The organism is Cupriavidus sp. 8B (genome assembly GCF_054589115.1).
The window spans coordinates 80,840-95,278 of the sequence record NZ_BAAILO010000161.1 but is presented as its reverse complement, the minus strand read 5'-3'; the positions used below and the strand labels follow the sequence as shown (position 1 = coordinate 95,278).

21 protein-coding genes, 1 tRNA gene and 2 pseudogenes are annotated in these 14,439 nt (G+C 64.3%); 9 read left to right on the top strand and 15 right to left on the bottom strand.

Going from position 1 to position 14,439, the window contains the following annotated elements; translation table 11 throughout:
- The first annotated feature begins 19 nt into the window (after positions 1 to 19).
- The 6 genes and pseudogenes from ACYP5B_RS16230 to ACYP5B_RS16205 all read left to right on the top strand — a co-directional run bounded on the left by ACYP5B_RS16230 (position 20) and on the right by ACYP5B_RS16205 (position 4,275).
- Positions 20 to 415: a YXWGXW repeat-containing protein gene (locus ACYP5B_RS16230; RefSeq protein ID WP_459570430.1), complete on the top strand. Its 396-nt coding sequence runs from the start codon at positions 20 to 22 to the stop codon at positions 413 to 415.
- 109 nt (positions 416 to 524) lie between these two features.
- A tRNA-Arg gene (locus ACYP5B_RS16225) sits at positions 525 to 599 on the top strand.
- A gap of 155 nt (positions 600 to 754) precedes the next feature.
- Positions 755 to 1,141, top strand: coding sequence for an integrase arm-type DNA-binding domain-containing protein (locus tag ACYP5B_RS16220; protein WP_459570394.1), 387 nt, complete (start codon positions 755 to 757; stop codon positions 1,139 to 1,141).
- Positions 1,090 to 1,503 (top strand): tyrosine-type recombinase/integrase, encoded by a 414-nt coding sequence (locus ACYP5B_RS16215; RefSeq protein WP_459570393.1) that lies wholly within the window; start codon positions 1,090 to 1,092, stop codon positions 1,501 to 1,503. The genes ACYP5B_RS16220 and ACYP5B_RS16215 overlap by 52 nt, the downstream gene beginning before the upstream one ends.
- Positions 1,457 to 2,971, top strand: a pseudogene (locus ACYP5B_RS16210) (DNA cytosine methyltransferase); the annotation flags it as partial. The gene ACYP5B_RS16215 and the pseudogene ACYP5B_RS16210, both read left to right, overlap by 47 nt.
- A 377-nt stretch (positions 2,972 to 3,348) precedes the next feature.
- On the top strand, positions 3,349 to 4,275 hold the full coding sequence (locus tag ACYP5B_RS16205; RefSeq protein WP_459570392.1) for a phage Gp37/Gp68 family protein: 927 nt from the start codon (positions 3,349 to 3,351) through the stop codon (positions 4,273 to 4,275).
- A gap of 23 nt (positions 4,276 to 4,298) precedes the next feature.
- Here the strand turns inward: ACYP5B_RS16205 and ACYP5B_RS16200 are convergent, their stop codons facing one another.
- The 11 genes and pseudogenes from ACYP5B_RS16200 to ACYP5B_RS16150 all read right to left on the bottom strand — a co-directional run bounded on the left by ACYP5B_RS16200 (position 4,299) and on the right by ACYP5B_RS16150 (position 8,967).
- Entirely contained in the window at positions 4,299 to 4,949 is a 651-nt protein-coding gene (locus ACYP5B_RS16200) for a hypothetical protein (RefSeq protein ID WP_459570391.1), read from the bottom strand.
- Positions 4,946 to 5,464: pseudogene (locus ACYP5B_RS16195) on the bottom strand (tyrosine-type recombinase/integrase); the annotation flags it as partial. The gene ACYP5B_RS16200 and the pseudogene ACYP5B_RS16195, both read right to left, overlap by 4 nt.
- Positions 5,461 to 5,709 carry a hypothetical protein gene (locus ACYP5B_RS16190; protein ID WP_459570390.1) on the bottom strand — a complete coding sequence of 83 codons (249 nt, stop codon included), beginning with the start codon at positions 5,707 to 5,709 and terminating at the stop codon, positions 5,461 to 5,463. The pseudogene ACYP5B_RS16195 and the gene ACYP5B_RS16190, both read right to left, overlap by 4 nt.
- Complete coding sequence (locus tag ACYP5B_RS16185) at positions 5,706 to 6,053, bottom strand: hypothetical protein (RefSeq protein WP_459570389.1); 348 nt, start codon at positions 6,051 to 6,053, stop codon at positions 5,706 to 5,708. Before ACYP5B_RS16185 ends, ACYP5B_RS16190 begins: the two co-directional genes overlap by 4 nt.
- Positions 6,050 to 6,517 (bottom strand): hypothetical protein, encoded by a 468-nt coding sequence (locus tag ACYP5B_RS16180; protein ID WP_459570388.1) that lies wholly within the window; start codon positions 6,515 to 6,517, stop codon positions 6,050 to 6,052. The genes ACYP5B_RS16185 and ACYP5B_RS16180 overlap by 4 nt, the downstream gene beginning before the upstream one ends.
- Before the next feature lie 175 nt (positions 6,518 to 6,692).
- Complete coding sequence (locus ACYP5B_RS16175) at positions 6,693 to 7,088, bottom strand: hypothetical protein (protein WP_459570387.1); 396 nt, start codon at positions 7,086 to 7,088, stop codon at positions 6,693 to 6,695.
- A gap of 118 nt (positions 7,089 to 7,206) precedes the next feature.
- A complete protein-coding gene (locus tag ACYP5B_RS16170; RefSeq protein WP_459570386.1) occupies positions 7,207 to 7,629 on the bottom strand; it encodes a hypothetical protein in 423 nt (140 codons plus the stop codon).
- Positions 7,626 to 7,889, bottom strand: coding sequence for a hypothetical protein (locus ACYP5B_RS16165; RefSeq protein WP_459570385.1), 264 nt, complete (start codon positions 7,887 to 7,889; stop codon positions 7,626 to 7,628). Before ACYP5B_RS16165 ends, ACYP5B_RS16170 begins: the two co-directional genes overlap by 4 nt.
- Positions 7,886 to 8,242: a hypothetical protein gene (locus ACYP5B_RS16160; RefSeq protein WP_459570384.1), complete on the bottom strand. Its 357-nt coding sequence runs from the start codon at positions 8,240 to 8,242 to the stop codon at positions 7,886 to 7,888. Before ACYP5B_RS16160 ends, ACYP5B_RS16165 begins: the two co-directional genes overlap by 4 nt.
- A gap of 210 nt (positions 8,243 to 8,452) precedes the next feature.
- Positions 8,453 to 8,626, bottom strand: a complete 174-nt coding sequence (locus tag ACYP5B_RS16155; protein WP_267603872.1) for a hypothetical protein — start codon at positions 8,624 to 8,626, stop codon at positions 8,453 to 8,455.
- Between the two features lie 29 nt (positions 8,627 to 8,655).
- Positions 8,656 to 8,967, bottom strand: coding sequence for a hypothetical protein (locus ACYP5B_RS16150; protein WP_459570383.1), 312 nt, complete (start codon positions 8,965 to 8,967; stop codon positions 8,656 to 8,658).
- A gap of 179 nt (positions 8,968 to 9,146) precedes the next feature.
- On the opposite strand from ACYP5B_RS16150, the gene ACYP5B_RS16145 reads away from it, so the two are divergent.
- Positions 9,147 to 9,269, top strand: coding sequence for a hypothetical protein (locus ACYP5B_RS16145; protein ID WP_459570382.1), 123 nt, complete (start codon positions 9,147 to 9,149; stop codon positions 9,267 to 9,269).
- On the opposite strand, the gene ACYP5B_RS16140 is transcribed toward ACYP5B_RS16145, so the two are convergent.
- The gene (locus tag ACYP5B_RS16140; RefSeq protein WP_459570381.1) at positions 9,263 to 9,592 is read right to left on the bottom strand and encodes a hypothetical protein; all 330 of its coding nucleotides are present in this window, start codon (positions 9,590 to 9,592) and stop codon (positions 9,263 to 9,265) included. The two genes, ACYP5B_RS16145 and ACYP5B_RS16140, sit on opposite strands and share 7 nt — an antisense overlap.
- Positions 9,593 to 9,604: 12 nt before the next feature.
- Positions 9,605 to 10,300, bottom strand: a complete 696-nt coding sequence (locus ACYP5B_RS16135) for a S24 family peptidase (RefSeq protein WP_459570380.1) — start codon at positions 10,298 to 10,300, stop codon at positions 9,605 to 9,607.
- 725 nt (positions 10,301 to 11,025) lie between these two features.
- On the opposite strand from ACYP5B_RS16135, the gene ACYP5B_RS16130 reads away from it, so the two are divergent.
- Complete coding sequence (locus tag ACYP5B_RS16130; protein ID WP_459570379.1) at positions 11,026 to 11,526, top strand: RcnB family protein; 501 nt, start codon at positions 11,026 to 11,028, stop codon at positions 11,524 to 11,526.
- Between the two features lie 506 nt (positions 11,527 to 12,032).
- On the opposite strand, the gene ACYP5B_RS16125 is transcribed toward ACYP5B_RS16130, so the two are convergent.
- On the bottom strand, positions 12,033 to 12,365 hold the full coding sequence (locus tag ACYP5B_RS16125; protein ID WP_459570378.1) for a DMT family transporter: 333 nt from the start codon (positions 12,363 to 12,365) through the stop codon (positions 12,033 to 12,035).
- Positions 12,366 to 12,653: 288 nt separating this feature from the next.
- Between ACYP5B_RS16125 and ACYP5B_RS16120 the strand changes: the two genes are divergently transcribed.
- Positions 12,654 to 13,148: a hypothetical protein gene (locus ACYP5B_RS16120; RefSeq protein WP_440938138.1), complete on the top strand. Its 495-nt coding sequence runs from the start codon at positions 12,654 to 12,656 to the stop codon at positions 13,146 to 13,148.
- A 10-nt stretch (positions 13,149 to 13,158) separates the two neighbouring features.
- Here ACYP5B_RS16120 and ACYP5B_RS16115 read toward each other — a convergent pair whose 3' ends face one another.
- Complete coding sequence (locus tag ACYP5B_RS16115; RefSeq protein ID WP_459570377.1) at positions 13,159 to 14,349, bottom strand: benzoate/H(+) symporter BenE family transporter; 1,191 nt, start codon at positions 14,347 to 14,349, stop codon at positions 13,159 to 13,161.
- Positions 14,350 to 14,439: the final 90 nt, after the last annotated feature.

Here is a 14,439-nt window from a genome sequence, read left to right as displayed (position 1 = left end):
TGGCAAATGGGATGGCAAGATGCGAAGGATTGTGTTGTGCGCAGCGGCAGTGACGAGCTTGATGAGTGGGCTGGCCATGGCGCCGGCAGCGCTTGCCCAGGTATCCATCAATGTGGCGATTGGCGTTCCACCACCGGCACCGGTCTATGAAGCCGTCCCGGTCGCGCGTCCGGGTTACGTCTGGGCGCCCGGCTATTGGGATTGGGACGACCGCGGTCACAAGCACAAATGGAAAAAGGGCAAATGGGAGCGCGAGCGTGCCGGCTACGTGTACGAGGCGCCGCGCTGGGTGCAGGCCAGCGGTGGCTGGGTGCTGGTGCCGGAGCGCTGGGACGGACGCGGCGACGGCGGGTACGGCAAGAAGGACAAGGGCTATCACTGCCCGCCGGGACACGCCAAGAAGGGCGAATGCTGAAGCGGGTCCCCGCGCGTTTCTGGGCCGGAGAGGATTTTGATATACTCCGTGCCTGCTCCAGGATGTGCGCCGCCAAGGTGTACTGACATATCCGGGAGTGTCTAACGTCCTCGCCGTAGTTCAATGGATAGAACACGCGCCTCCTAAGCGTGAAATGCAGGTTCGATTCCTGCCGGCGGGACCACAAACTAGTTCGCAGAAGTTCTCTGAAGTTCTCCCCTCCCAAGTAAATCAAGGCCTCGCGGGCTTTTGACGTCCGCCAAAGTTCGCCGGGAACCGTTAGCATCCGCGTGTTTTAGGGGCATCAACAAATGCCCCTATATCTGGTGCCCCAAAACGATGCCCCGTACCGTCGAGCCATTAAGCGACACTAAAATCCGCAATGCGAAGCCGAAGGACCGTTCCGATAAGCTGTTTGACGGTGGCGGCCTATTTCTAGAGGTCATGGCCGACGGCCGAAAGCTCTGGCGTTTCAAGTATTACCGGCCCGCTGGCGGCGAGAATCGACTCGGCTTCGGCGGCTATCCGGAGGTCACGCTCGCCCAGGCCCGTGCGCGGCGCGAGGCCGCGCGGACCCTTGTGGCCAGCGGCCAGGATCCGAGCACGGTAAAGCAGGAACAGTGCCGCGCCATCAAGATCGCCGCGGGTAACTCGTTCGAGGCTGTCGCCCGCGAGTGGTATGCCACCCAGAAAAGCAACTGGACGACGACTACGCCGGCAAGGTGATCGCCTCCCTAGAAAACGACGTGTTCCCCGTCATCGGCGCCATGCCGATCGCTGACATCAAGGCGCCGGTGCTGCTGGACATGCTGCGCAAGATCGAGGCGCGGGGCGTGCGGGACACCACCAAACGCATCCTGCAACGCGTGCGCGCGGTGTTCCAGTACGGGATCATCTATGGGGCGTGCGACCGCAACCCGGCCGCCGACATCGACAGTGCCACCGCGCTGAATGGCGCGGCGGTCGTGCACCAAGCGCGCGTGTCCGCGCTCGAGCGGCCGCAGCTGCTGCGCGACATCGATGCGTACGAGGGCGACGCGGTGGCGCGAGGCCACGGCCGCCGACATCCGGCGCGCCGCAGGCGGTGAGCGGCCAAACTGCGTGTTCATTTCGTCGCCGTGCAAAGGTGCGTCCGGGCTGCTGTCCGAGGCCTTGAGCCGCACGCCGAAGTACCAGGCGCTGAACGAGCTCACGCTGCGCTGCGTCTGGCTGATGTGCGAGGCCTGGAAGGATGACCCGGTCGAGCTGATCGTCTTCGAGAACGTGCCGCGGCTCGCCACGCGCGGCCGCCATCTGCTGGACCAGATCAACCAGATCCTGCGCCACTACTGCTATGCCGTGAACGAGACGACGCACGACTGTGGCGAGATCGGCAAGCTGGCCCAGAGCCGCAAGCGCTTCCTCATGGTGGCTCGGCACATGGAACAGGTCCCGGCCTTCCTGTATGAGCCCGAGATTCACCGTCTGCAGGGCGTCGGCACCGTGCTGGGCCGCATGCCGCTGCCGGGCGACCCGGCTGGCGGGCCGATGCGCCGCGTGCCGTCGCTGCAGTGGAAGACCTGGGTGCGCCTGGCGTTCGTCGAGGTCGGCAGCGACTGGCGCAGCCTGAACAAGCTAGCGGTGGAGGATGGCCAGCTGCGAGACTACCTCATCGTGCCCGAGTATCGCGACGGCTACATGGGGGTGAATCGCTGGGACCAGCCGAGCGGTACCGTCGCTGGTCGCAGTGGCCCGACGAACGGCACGTTCAGCGTCGCGGACCCGCGTTTCGCCAAGAGCGCGAAGTGGAGCGACGGCCATGCCTATGGCGTGCTGCCGTGGGAGCAGCATGCAAACGCCATCGCCGCGCAGCAGATGCCCGGCCAGGGCTACTACACCGTCGCCGATCCGCGCCACGCTGGTCCGGCTAAGCACAACAATCAAGCTGGCGGCGCTGTCACGGTCTCCCACGGCACCGGCCAGTGCGTGCAGGACCCGCGCGCGTCGACTGGCTTCGAGGGCGCGGGCAAGTACCGCATCACCGGTTTCGACGAGCCGGCGGGCACTGTGATCGCGCGCAGCGACACCGGCCAGGGTGCCTATGCTGTGGCCGACCCGCGCCCGGGCATGCGGCGGGAGCGCGGCGACCACTACCTGACCGGCGGCCACTATGGTGTTATTGGTTGGGATCAGCGGAGCGGTGCGGTGTCGGCAGCTGCTGGCCATGACAACGGCCGCTGGTCGGTGGCTGATCCGCGTCTGCCGGCGGCGAACGACAAGCTGGTTGCGATCATCCGCGCGCTGGACGGCACCTGGCACCGCCCTTTCACTACGTTGGAACTGGCCGCGCTGCCGTCGCTGATCGAGCCGGAGGAATACCTCGAGCTAGACGGGCTGAGCGATCAAGCCTGGCGTGAACGAATCGGCAACGCTGTGCCGCCGGATGCCGCGCGCGCGATTGCGGAGGTGATGGGCACTACCCTGCTGCTGGCCGAGGCCGGCGAGACGTTCATGCTGTCGGCCACGCCGGTGTGGGTGCGGCCGGTGGCGGTGGCGCGGCCTGCGGAGGTCGCATGAGCGAGCCCAAGACATTATGGAGCCCGGCGCGCCGGGTGCGCGACCACCATCGCGCTGGTAGCAAAGCGCCCGAGCCGAGGCTATTTGATCGCGTCCGCCGCAACTGCAAGCGCCCACCCGGCAAAGAGGCAGACAACAACCCAGCCGGAGGTGATGGCTGCAATTTCACGCCAACTCATTGCGTGGCTCCTTCAGCTATCGATCGCAATAGGGTTAAGGGTAGTAACGATCACCAAAAAATCACGCGGTGAGATGTAAAGAAATATTGCGATGCACCCAAGTCGGGCCCGAGCAGTCGGCGAGCTCTTTGAAGAATTTTTCTTTATCGTCCATGACTGCGATATCGGCAGCGGGCGGGAAACCTTGAGGCATCTGGCATGAGCGAGAACACAAAAATCGAATGGACCGACCACACGTTCAATCCGTGGGAGGGTTGCCAGAAAGTCGGCCCCGGCTGCGACCACTGCTATGCCGAGACGCGCAACGCGCGCTTCGGCGGCGGGCAAGCGGTGAATTGGGGCCCGGGCGCGCCGCGCCGGCGCACGAGCGCCGCAAACTGGCGCAAGCCGCTTGCCTGGAACCGCGATGCCGGGGTGTTCTACGCACAGCACCGGCGGCGCCAGCGCGTCTTCTGCGCCAGCCTGGCCGACGTGTTCGATAACGCCGTGGATCCGGCCTGGCGTGCGGACCTGTTCAAACTGATTGAGGCCACGCCCAATCTGGATTGGCTGCTGCTGACTAAACGCATCGGAAATGCGCGCGCCATGTCCCAGGTGGCAATGGGCGCCATCGGCTGCATTCATAAGCCGCTGCCCGAGAACGTCTGGCTCGGCGCCACGATCTGCAACCAGGAGGAAGCTGACCGCGGCATCCCAAAGCTGCTGGCCGCGCCAGCGCGCGTGCGCTTCCTCAGCATGGAGCCGCTGCTGGGGCCGGTCGATTTGCGCATGTGGATGCGCTCCGCTTGGCGGGGGCCCCTGCCCATTGGCTGGGTGATCGCCGGCGGCGAGAGCGGCGCCAACGCGCGACCGATGCACCCGGACTGGGCCCGGGACCTGCGCGACCAGTGCGCGGACGCCGGCGTGCCGTTCCTATTCAAGCAGCACGGCGAGTGGGCTCCGGTCACATACGAATATGAGAACGAGAGCCTCTCCAGTTGGCGAGCTGACCCGGCGACCATTGCGCTGAACTGGCGCGAGATTCATGAGTTCGGCGATGGTATCGGCGCCGCCAGGATCGGCAAGAAGGCCGCCTGCTCGACGGCGTGCAGCACGATGGATTTCCGGCGGTGGCGGCATGAATGAGCGCGCCATCCCTGATGCCCTGATCACGCATATTCGCGCGAACGAGATCTCGCGTGAATTTTCGAGCGTATGGACGGGTTCGCTGCCCAGGCGCCAGCGCCGTTGATAGCGTCCCAGAGGTGCCGATATCGCTCCACATGCGTATCGCACTCGGTGCAGTCGGTGTCGGGCATCACGCCGAGGTTCGGGCCGATAGCGTCATAGAGTCCAGTCCCACCGCATTGCGGGCATACGCTCCAGTCGCGCTCTTCGCGCTCGGTGCCCAGGGGTTCAACGCCCTCGGCTGCCGCATCGGCCTCGCTGCAGTCGTTCAGCCGCTCGAGGCGCACGCCGGTCACCTCCAGTTGGATCCGAGACAGCGCGCGTGGCATGTGGATGGGATATGCGAGCGTCCTTTCCAGGAAGGCGATGACATCGGTCAGAATAAGGATCGAGATCTGTGAGTGCAATGCAGCCTGTTCGGCTCCCCTCGCAAGCTGATCTCGCTTTGCGTCCTCGCGCTGCCGGTAGGGAACATAGATTGCGATAGCCAGGGCCACCGTTGCGCCGTAAGCCTGAGACCAGGCCGCCCAATCCTGACTCGCCTTTGGCGGTGCCAAATAAAAGCCATAAGCGAGGTAGCCGAGTCCTGCAAGCACGAACGGAACAACAGAACCACGTAGAAAATCCCTCATTTCTGTATGCCTCCGTTGGGCGTACGCAGAACACCGATGTGATCCGCCCACGCCTGCATCATCTGCCGGCGCTCGGGCAAGTACTGCGCATGGTTGTAGGCCGCGCGCACCTTATTGCGCTCGACGTGCGCCAGCTGCCGCTCGATCACGTCCGCCCGAAACCCTAGCTCATTCAGCGCGGTCGGCGCCACCCCTCTGAAGCCGTGCCCGGTCATGCGCGAGTGGTACCCCATGCGGTACAGGGCATAGAGCATCGTGTTGTTGCTGATATGGCCAGTCTTGCCGCGGGGGCTGTAGAAAATGAAGTCGCGGTGGCCGTTGATCGCGCGCAGCTTTGCCACTACCGCCAGGGCCTGCGTGGACAGGGGCACGACGTGCGAGTCGCGCATCTTCATCCGCTCAGCCGGCACCAGCCATTGGGCTTTGTCCTCGTCGATCTCCCCCCACTGGGCCTGGATCATCTCGGTGGTGCGGGCAAAGGTGAGCGCCGTGAACTGCAGCGCCAGGCGCGTCACCCTGCCGGCGGCTCTTTGCCGTGAAAGGCGGTGTACATGGCCCTGGTGAACAGGTCCATGACTGTGCACTTCACGCCCACCAGCTTCTCGAAGTCGCGCGCGGCGGCCGGGTCGACATCGATTCCGCCGATGCACTTCCAGGTGGCGATCATGTTGCCGACCTGCGAGGCGGCCTTCTTGAAGCCCTTGGCACCGCCGCCCAGGCCGCAGCAGAAGCCGAAGGTTTTGTATTCGCGGCGGATCATGCGCGTGCCTCGTTGTAGGAGCAATCCTTGTTGTAGGCGCGACCACTTCCTACATCCGACATGCAACTCAATGCGTATCCTGGATGAAGGCGAAGATCCAATTGGAGAGAGCTATGAAGCCCATTTTTGTACTGCTTGCAGCTTCCGTTGCACTGTTGAGCGGCTGCATTGTTCCCCCCTATGGGGACGACTATCGGGGCGGTGGCGCGTACTACGGCGGAGATGGCCGAGGGGACCACGGCGATCGCAACCGAGGCGATCACCGGGACTACGGTGGTGACAGAGATCGGGGGCAGGGCGGCCAGCGCTACTAGCGCCGCGCTGGCGAGCACTTGGGCGGTCATGCGTAGTCCTTCTTGTTGAGAGAGTGGGCCACGCCGGCGCACTTCGTCCTGTATTGAAGTGGCTTCGGCAGGTGTTGCATATCGACCGTCGGATGCGCTGGCGCGTCGATCTGTTCGCACGGCCACATTCGGTCGGTGTCGCGCTCGCAGATGCGCGACGCTTCGTCCAGCGGGTACTTGCCTGCCTCGTTGAGACGGGTCACGTAGCCGCTGCAATTCTTGCCCCACCACATCACGCAATTGCCGACGAACTGGCGTGTGTCCTGGACGTAGAACATCGGCTCTGCATCGCGCGCATCCACGGCAGCGGCGGGCGCGGCGAGCAGGGTGCGGAATCGGTTGACGGCATCATTCCAGCCGCAGCGCCAGAAGAATACGCGCGAGTCAGTCCGACCTTCTTCGGTGGACGCGTACTTGGGCTCATCGGCGGCAGGCTGTGCCGTGTGGAGGAACCGGGTTTCCATTGCCCCCAGCTGCCCGAGCGCCTGGTGCCATGTTGTGGCAGCGGCGAGTGCTTCGGTTTTGCGGCCTGTTTGGCACGGATCTGCTCCACCTCCGTCCAGATGCGGGCCAGTTCGGCATCGCCGGCTTCGTGCATGCCCCGACCTTGCGCCAGGCATAGGGCGGCAAGCGTCACCATCACGCCGCCCACTTCCTGATGCTTGTCCCCGACCGGCCGCCCATAGACGTAGTCCACCAACTGGTGCGCCTCGCTGGCCGTGGCGCCACACGCCTCGACCAGTTCCAACGCCTCTCGAGAAAGCGATGATTGCGTTCCTGGGCGTCAGCGGCGATCTCGGCGCCAAAGCAAGCCATCATCCGCGGTTGCACGCGCGCCTGAAATGGCGCCGGCATAGCCGCCAGCGCTGCGTCGGGGATGTCATTGAGGCGTTCGTCGTCTTCCGCCACCAGACTAAAATCGTTGGAGCTCATCGTGCCTACGTCCCAGGCGCTCCATACGCGCTGGCAGTCATAGGCATGGCCAAGCGCGCTGGTCACGGCATCGCGCACGGCTTGTTTCTGTTCTTCGTTCATTCCTTATCCTCCCCCGTGTCACCGGTCATCTTCTTGAAGAACCGGTGTTGTGCGTACGCGCCGACCCCAAGGGCAATGAAGAGGCCGGCGACGGTTACGATCAATGCGGTGTGGCAGTTCATGCCGCCGTGGCGAGATGCCGCTTGATGCCGTAGTACACGGTGCGGCAGGCGGCCAGGTCGACGGCGGCGTTGTGCGCGCCCACCAGGTCGGTGCCGGTGAAGTGCCGGAAGGTCTCGCCCAGATTCGGCGACTTGGCCGTGCGCCGTCCGGCGGCCAGCATCTTATCGGTCGGCGGCAGGTTGATGATCTTGGTGCTCTTCGACTGCGTGCAGAAGGCGGGCGCGGTCTTCCACTGCTCGTGGAACCCATCGTCGTGGCCGAGTTGGCGCATCAGTTCAATGCGCACCATCCGCAGATCGAACGACTCGTTGTGGGCCACGCGCATCTGTGCCTTCTTCCACATGCCAATGAAGAGCGCGAGTGCCTCTTCGATGGGCACGCCAAAGCGCTCGACCTTCTCGTTGGTGATGCCGGTCACGATTGCTGCTCCAGGGCGGCCAGCATCGCGTCGGCAATCTCAACGGCGCGCCGCGAGATGAACTCCGTGGTGCCGCCGCTGAAGACGTCCACCAGCGCCGGGTTCGAGACGATGGCTTGCATGGCCTTGGTCGCGATGTAGGCGCGCTGGGTCATGCCGGTGCTGTCCAGATACATGCTGCCGACGAGCTGGCGCGTTTGCGGATCAAGGATGAGGGCGCAGTAGGGGAACGCCGAGACACCGCCTTTGCGCGCGCTCATGCCACGCTCCTGGCCGCGTCAATCACGTCGGACAGGTCCTGCTCGCGATACGACTGCTGGGTCTCTGCCTGCGCGTCTGCGCGGTCTTCCTCGAGCGACTCGACGGCCTGTTCTTCCAGGTGCGCGATGAAGTCGGGGTGCAGGTCGTCCAGCATCTCGGTGGTCTCGCTGCCGTCGGCGTTGACCAGGCGGACGTCCGTCGCTTGGAAGCGCGGGGCTTGACCGAGGCCGGGCGTGGTGAACTCGCCCGTGACGGACCAAAACAGGCCGGCGGCGGTCACCACGGCCTGGACCTGGTCGGTGGGCAGGCGCGGCTGGCGGAAAACTCGGGCGTAGGTGCTGAGGGAGGGCATCGGGCTTTCCTTAGGCTGCCTGCGTGGCGATCTCGATCGCGGCCTGCTCGGTGGGCGCCTCGACGTTGAAATAGCCGGTGTGGCATTCGCCCATGGTCGGGCTGACGTAGAACTGGACGACCAGCCAGGGACGACCAGCCAGGCGTTTTTGCCCTGAGAGATCGCTTTGAAGTGGTGTTCGCGCTTGGTGGCAGCCATGACAGTCCCCAATCAGTAGCCTAGCAGGTCGCGGGCGGCGGCCATGGTGGCCGGGATGGTGTCCTCCACCAGCGACACGACGCCGTTCGTCACGACTTCGCTGGTCACGGTCAGCGTGCCGTCGACGTTGGCGACGCACGGGGCGCCGTGGGATTCGATGAAGCGGATGAGGTGGGTGGTGGGCATGGGCAGGTCCTTTTGGTCGCGAGGCGGGGTTAGGCAGCCATCAGCTCGGCGGCGAGCCTGGCGGTGGCGATGACGCGGTTGGCCTGTTCGGCGACACGGCTTTCTGCGACGGCGCGCAGGCGCTTGCCATCGGCGACCATCTCGCGGGCTTCGGCGCCGGTGATCTTCGAGATGCCGTTGTGCGGCACGAAGGAATAGAACTGCTCGCCGCGCACCAGGACATAGGCGTCCGGGGCGAAGTCACCCGGGGTCGGGATCTTGGCGACGACGGTCAGGCCGGCCAGGAACTCCACCTTGACCTGTTGACCCACTTCCCACGACTGCTTGGCTTGCTTGCTCATTTCTGTCTCCGGCGAACCACTGCGAACTTCAGCGGCGTGAACTGAGTTTAGAATGCTAATCTGCAAAAGTAAAGTGAACTAAACTAAAAGTTTAGTGTCCTGCTTTGGTGGGGTGCGAACGGTGGGTTCGCGCCAACTGGCGCGCCGCCGCCTAGCCTAGTCTGGGGCGGCCTTGGGGGATGGAACCGGACGACGTGATACGCCAGTTCGAGCAGCTGGCGCTGAATGAGGAAACTGAACTACCGATCGACGACGCGATTGCCGGTCTGGCGGTGCTGCTGGGTGATCCGGCTATTCAGTGAAAGGAGAGGGTATTGCTGACGGAGGTGAGCGTGATGATGGTGTCTAGTTCGGATGGCAGTCGGCGGCTTTCCGTTGCCAGGCGGGGGCTGATCACGTCGATCTCGACACCGAGGCCTCGCGCGAAGGCCGCGGCGATGTTCACGCTGAGCGGCAGTTGCCCGGCCAGGTACTGCGAGATCTGGGGGCCGATCTCATGGCGGCGAGCGAATTCCGCAATGCTGAAGGGGCCCTTGTGCTGCGTGAACAGGGCGCTCAGCCGTTCAGCGTCCTCGATCTGCCAGGCTTCCAGGGTCTTTCGAGCGCGCCACCTAGGTGCACTCATGGGCTGATCGCATCAGGCGCTTGGCACATGGAGGGGGGATCCGCGCGGGATGATGGCGGCAATCCGATGGATCGTCTGCACCGATTCCAGGGGGCGTGTCATCGGGGGCACGCCGTTATTGATCGAGCCCAGGCACACCTCATCGTCGCGGACCCAGAGCAGCTCTTTCGCGACCGCGCTGCCATCCCGGAACTTGACCACGACGTCGTCGCCGGGTTGCGCCTCGAAGCTGGGCTCAACCAGGATGAACTCGCCGCTCTTGATCCGTGGACGCATGCTGTCCCCGCGGACACGCAGGCCGTAGGCCGACGGGTCACGGGTGGGCATGACGATCCAGCCGTCGCCCTGGTCTGGCGGGTAGTCGTGGATGCTGATGTAGCCGTCGGGGCCGCCTTGGGCTTGGCCCACGACCGGAACTTGTCGGCATCTGGGCATGCGCTGGAAGTCGCTGTCGGCAAATGCCCTGAGCTCGTCGTCCGCCTGTGATTCGCCGTCATTGGCCGCAGCTGCCGCGGCCTTCTTTTCACCCTTCTCCATGACGATCCACAAGGCGTTGTAGCCGTACGCATCTTGGATGCCAACGGCGTATTCCAGCTTGATGGATTTGATCTGGCCGCTCAGCCACTGGCTCACCGTTCCTTTGGTAACGCCGGCGGCCTTCGCCAGCGCCACAGCTTCAGCGCCGGTCTCGTCCAGGATCACTTGCATTCGTTCGCTTAGAGTCATTTTTAGAAATCTAAACCAAAGTGGGTTTAGAGGGCTTGATAGCGACGGTTTAGAGTGCTATACTGCGGGGCATGAACGCACGCGAACTCGTCCAGGCCCTTGGCGGCCCCCAGGCTGTCATCAGCGAGACCGGTCTCAGTAAAGGACGGATTTCGCAGTGGCAGACGAGCAACCACATTCCTCGGCCTTGGGTGATGTTTCTGCGTGCGCGATTTCCAGCTGCCGTTGACTGGGATCAGATGGATCTGGCGGACCGAGAGGAACTGAAGCCCTCGAAGAAGAAGGGGCGCCCCAAGTCTGCCACCCACCTAGACCATCCCGAGGCCGCTTAAAAGCGACCCGACCAATACGACTTTTGCCGCGCCTCTCCACTCCCAAGTAAATCAAGGCCTCGCGGGCTTTCGACGTCCGCCGGAGTTCGTCATGGGTCGCCTACATCGGCCGTTTTTCGCGGCATCGTTCGTGGCGCCGGCCACTGCCACACAATATCCAGTGCCATGAAGAAAGGCCAAAGCGCGTAGAACCGCTGAGGGTGCTGCTGACGGAGGTGGGCGCCACGCTCTATCGGCTGAGCAAAGATGCGCAAGTGAGGGCCGCGCTGGGTATGTGATGGGTACGCGTTACGATTTCGTTACCGGGTGGCTCGGGAACCCCGAATAGACTGAACGGTACAGGCCCCTCAATCACGTGGGCTTTTGGAGATCGAGATGCGGAAGATCAAGATGTTCGCCAGCCTGGCGATGGCGGCGTGTACCCTCACTTCGATTGCAGGTTATGCCCAAGATAGGGGACCTGGCGGCGATGATCGCGGAAGGCCGCCCATGGGCCACGATCAGGGACAAGATCACGATAGAGGGGGCTACAACGACCGCGGTCGGGATGGTGACCATAGCCGGCAAGGCGACCGCGGCCGGGACGGTGACCACAGCCGGCAAGGTGACAGAGGTTGGGAAGGCGACAGGGGCAGGGGACAGGTGGATAGGGGGTATGGTCCTGATCGTCGCGCTGATCGCCCGGGCCCTGGCAGCTGGCATAGAGGTGAAAGGGTCCCCCCGGAATACCGCCAGCGTCAGTACGTGATCGATGACTGGCGCTCCTATCGGCTGTCGCCTCCGCCGCGCGGATACCAGTGGGTGGGGGTCGGCGGGGATTATTTCCTGGTCGCCATTCCGACCGGCGTAGTCTTCCAGGTGGTCATCGGGCGCTAGACTGCGGAGAACAAAAAGCCCGCCTGGCGGCGGGCTGTGATGATTTGACGATCGGCCTTAGTGCCGATGAATCAGATGGTCAAACCATGTCTGAACGGCACGCTGCTGTGTCGAAAGTAGGGTCGGATCACGCTCGCGGAGTACCCAGACAACGATCGCGCATAGCGCTAATCCGATAAGCAGGACGACTAGCGAGGCAACCATGGCGGCCTCCTATTGGGTGGCTATACAACCAGTGTAGGCCGTTCCCGTCGCGGAGTGGCAACAACAGGCCCAACGCATGCCATATACCAAACGCTCTCGCGTCCGTTCAAGGCCGCGAAGTCCCAGAGGCGCTTAGCCAAGGTGCTCTTGCCTGTTCCTGGCAGGCCTTCCACCCAAATCAATGGCACGCTTGACCGCCCTCCAATGTCCGCAACTCGCCACTCCTGCACAAAGCGTAGCGTTTCACCGCGACTGCCGCCAGAAATTGGAATGCGATGGCTTGTCGCCACATGGCGCATGCCTCAATGCGCCCCCATCTTCGAGAACAGCTGAATCACCGCCACCCCGGCAATGATCAACCCGATCCCCGCCCAAGCCGCCAGATCCGGCACCTGCCGATACAGCACGCTGGCGATCAGCGTCACGAGCACGATCCCCGCGCCGCACCAGATCGCGTAGGCGATGCCCACGGGCACGGTCTTCATGACTTGCATCAGCAGGAAGAAGGCGCCGACATAGCCGGCCACCACCAGCACGCTTGGCCATAGGCGCGTGAAGCTCTCGGAAGCCTTGAGGCTGCTGGTGGCAATGACTTCGGCTGCGATGGCGAGGGCCAGTAGTACGTAGGCGTTCATCGATGGGTCCTTCTGATTGGCTGTCGCTGGGGCCACATTTTCCCATAGCTGCCCGGCTGGCCTCGCTAGGTGTACAGTGCAAAGCATGGTCGAAGCCGCTTTGCGGGCTGACGATCCCTCCTTTCGGGTGGTTGTCCCGTGCCGGGATGCCATCTTCAATCGGGAGTAGAGCGCGTTGTTCAGGCGCCGGTAGTCCGGAGTCTCGTTGTAAGGTGGTCGCGGTTGCCCCGACCAGCTGGCGGACGTGATAAAGCCAGCGGCGGGTGAGTCAGGTTCTAGGGGGGCGTCATGAAAGGCGAGGATGAGGTTCAGACCGTGTGGCCGCAGGTGGATGGCCAGACGATGGGTCAGGGGGTCTGGCAGAACACGATTGCCGCGGCCGATGTTGCGCTGGAAGAGGCGTCGCGTATCCAGCGAGGCGTGCAGCACAACATGAGGCTCCAGCAGGAGGTGAGGGCGCTGCGCGAGGAGTTGCGCAAGGCGCACGGCGAACTGGATCGCTACCGTGGCATGCATGCGCGCGTGGTGGTTGGCATGCGGCAGCTGGAGGAGGACAACGCCGGCGAGATGAGCCGCCTGCGGGCCGAAAGCGAAATGCTGATGGTCCGCCACCGGGTCTACAAGCTGCTCTCCGAGCATTACGCGCTCACCGCGCTGCGCTTCGATCCTGCCACCTTTGCCGAGCACCGCGACCGGGTGCTGCAGCACATCCTGTTTCAGCGACGCAAGGGCACGCCGATTTCCGGGATCGGCGCGGCGGATATCGCTTTCCTGCTGCTGTAAGCGCTCGCGCTTATCCAGCCTTAGGGGCGGCGCGCGGGCGCAAGACCATCAGCGCCAGCATGCCGCCCACCACGCCCCAGAAAGCCGACCCCACGCCGGCCAGCGTCATGCCTGAGGCCGTGATCATGAACGTCAGCAGGGCGGATTCGCGCTCGGCCGGCGTTTGCATGGCCGTGGTCAGTCCGCTGGCGATCGAGCCGAGCAGGGCAAACGCGGCCACTGCCACGACCAGCGCTTTGGGGAACGCTGCGAACAGCGCGGCGATGCTGGCTGCCAACGCCCCCGCGACCAGATAGCCGATGCCGCAAACCACCGCTGCCGTATAGCGCCGGTTGCGGTCGGGATCGGCTTGCGCGCCGGTGCAGATGGCCGCGGTAATGGCCGCCAGGTTGATGCCGTGCGAGCCGAACGGGGCGAGCAGGGCGGAGGCGATGCCCGTGACGGTGATCAGTGGCGAGGCCTGTACGTGATAGCCGTCGGCGCGCAGCACCGCCAGCCCGGGAATATTCTGCGACGCCAGCGCGACGATGAACAACGGTACCGCGATGCTGACGAAGGCTTGCAGCGAGAATGCCGGCGTGGTCCATACCGGCCTGGCCAGCGCGAAATGGAACGATTCGAAATGCAGCTGGCCAAGCGCGCCGGCCAGCGCCACGCCCACCAGCAGCACGCCCGGCACCGCGTAGCGCGGCCAGAAGCGCTTGCCCAGCAGGTATAGCGCGAACATCGCCAGCAGCAACAGGGTCTGATGCTGGGCTTGCACGAACACGTCGACGCTGATGCGGAACAGGATGCCGGCCAGCAGCGCGGAGGCAATGCTGGCGGGCAGCGCGCGCATCAGCTTGTCGAACCAGCCGGTCATGCCGGCGGCGGTCATCAGCACGGCGGCCATGACAAAGGCGCCGATGGCCTCCGCGTAGGGCACGCCGGGCAGGCTGGCGATCAGCAGGGCGGCGCCAGGCGTGGACCAGGCCACGACGATGGGCGCCCGCGTCAGCAGGGACAGCCCGATGGTGGTCACTCCCATGCCGATGGACAACGCCCAGATCCACGAGGCGACTTGCGCGTCCGACAAATGGGCCGCCTGGCCGGCCTGGATCATCAGCACCAGCGAACTGGTGTAGCCGGTCAGCATGGCGATCAGCCCGGCGACCAGGGCGGAGACGGAGAGATCGGTCAGCTTCAGGGGAGCGATGGACATGGGGCGGGGCACGGGACGGGCATTCGACGCAACGCGTGCGGAAAAAGTGGCTGGGCCGCCATCTTCGCACGAGTTGCGCCGTTCTGGCCT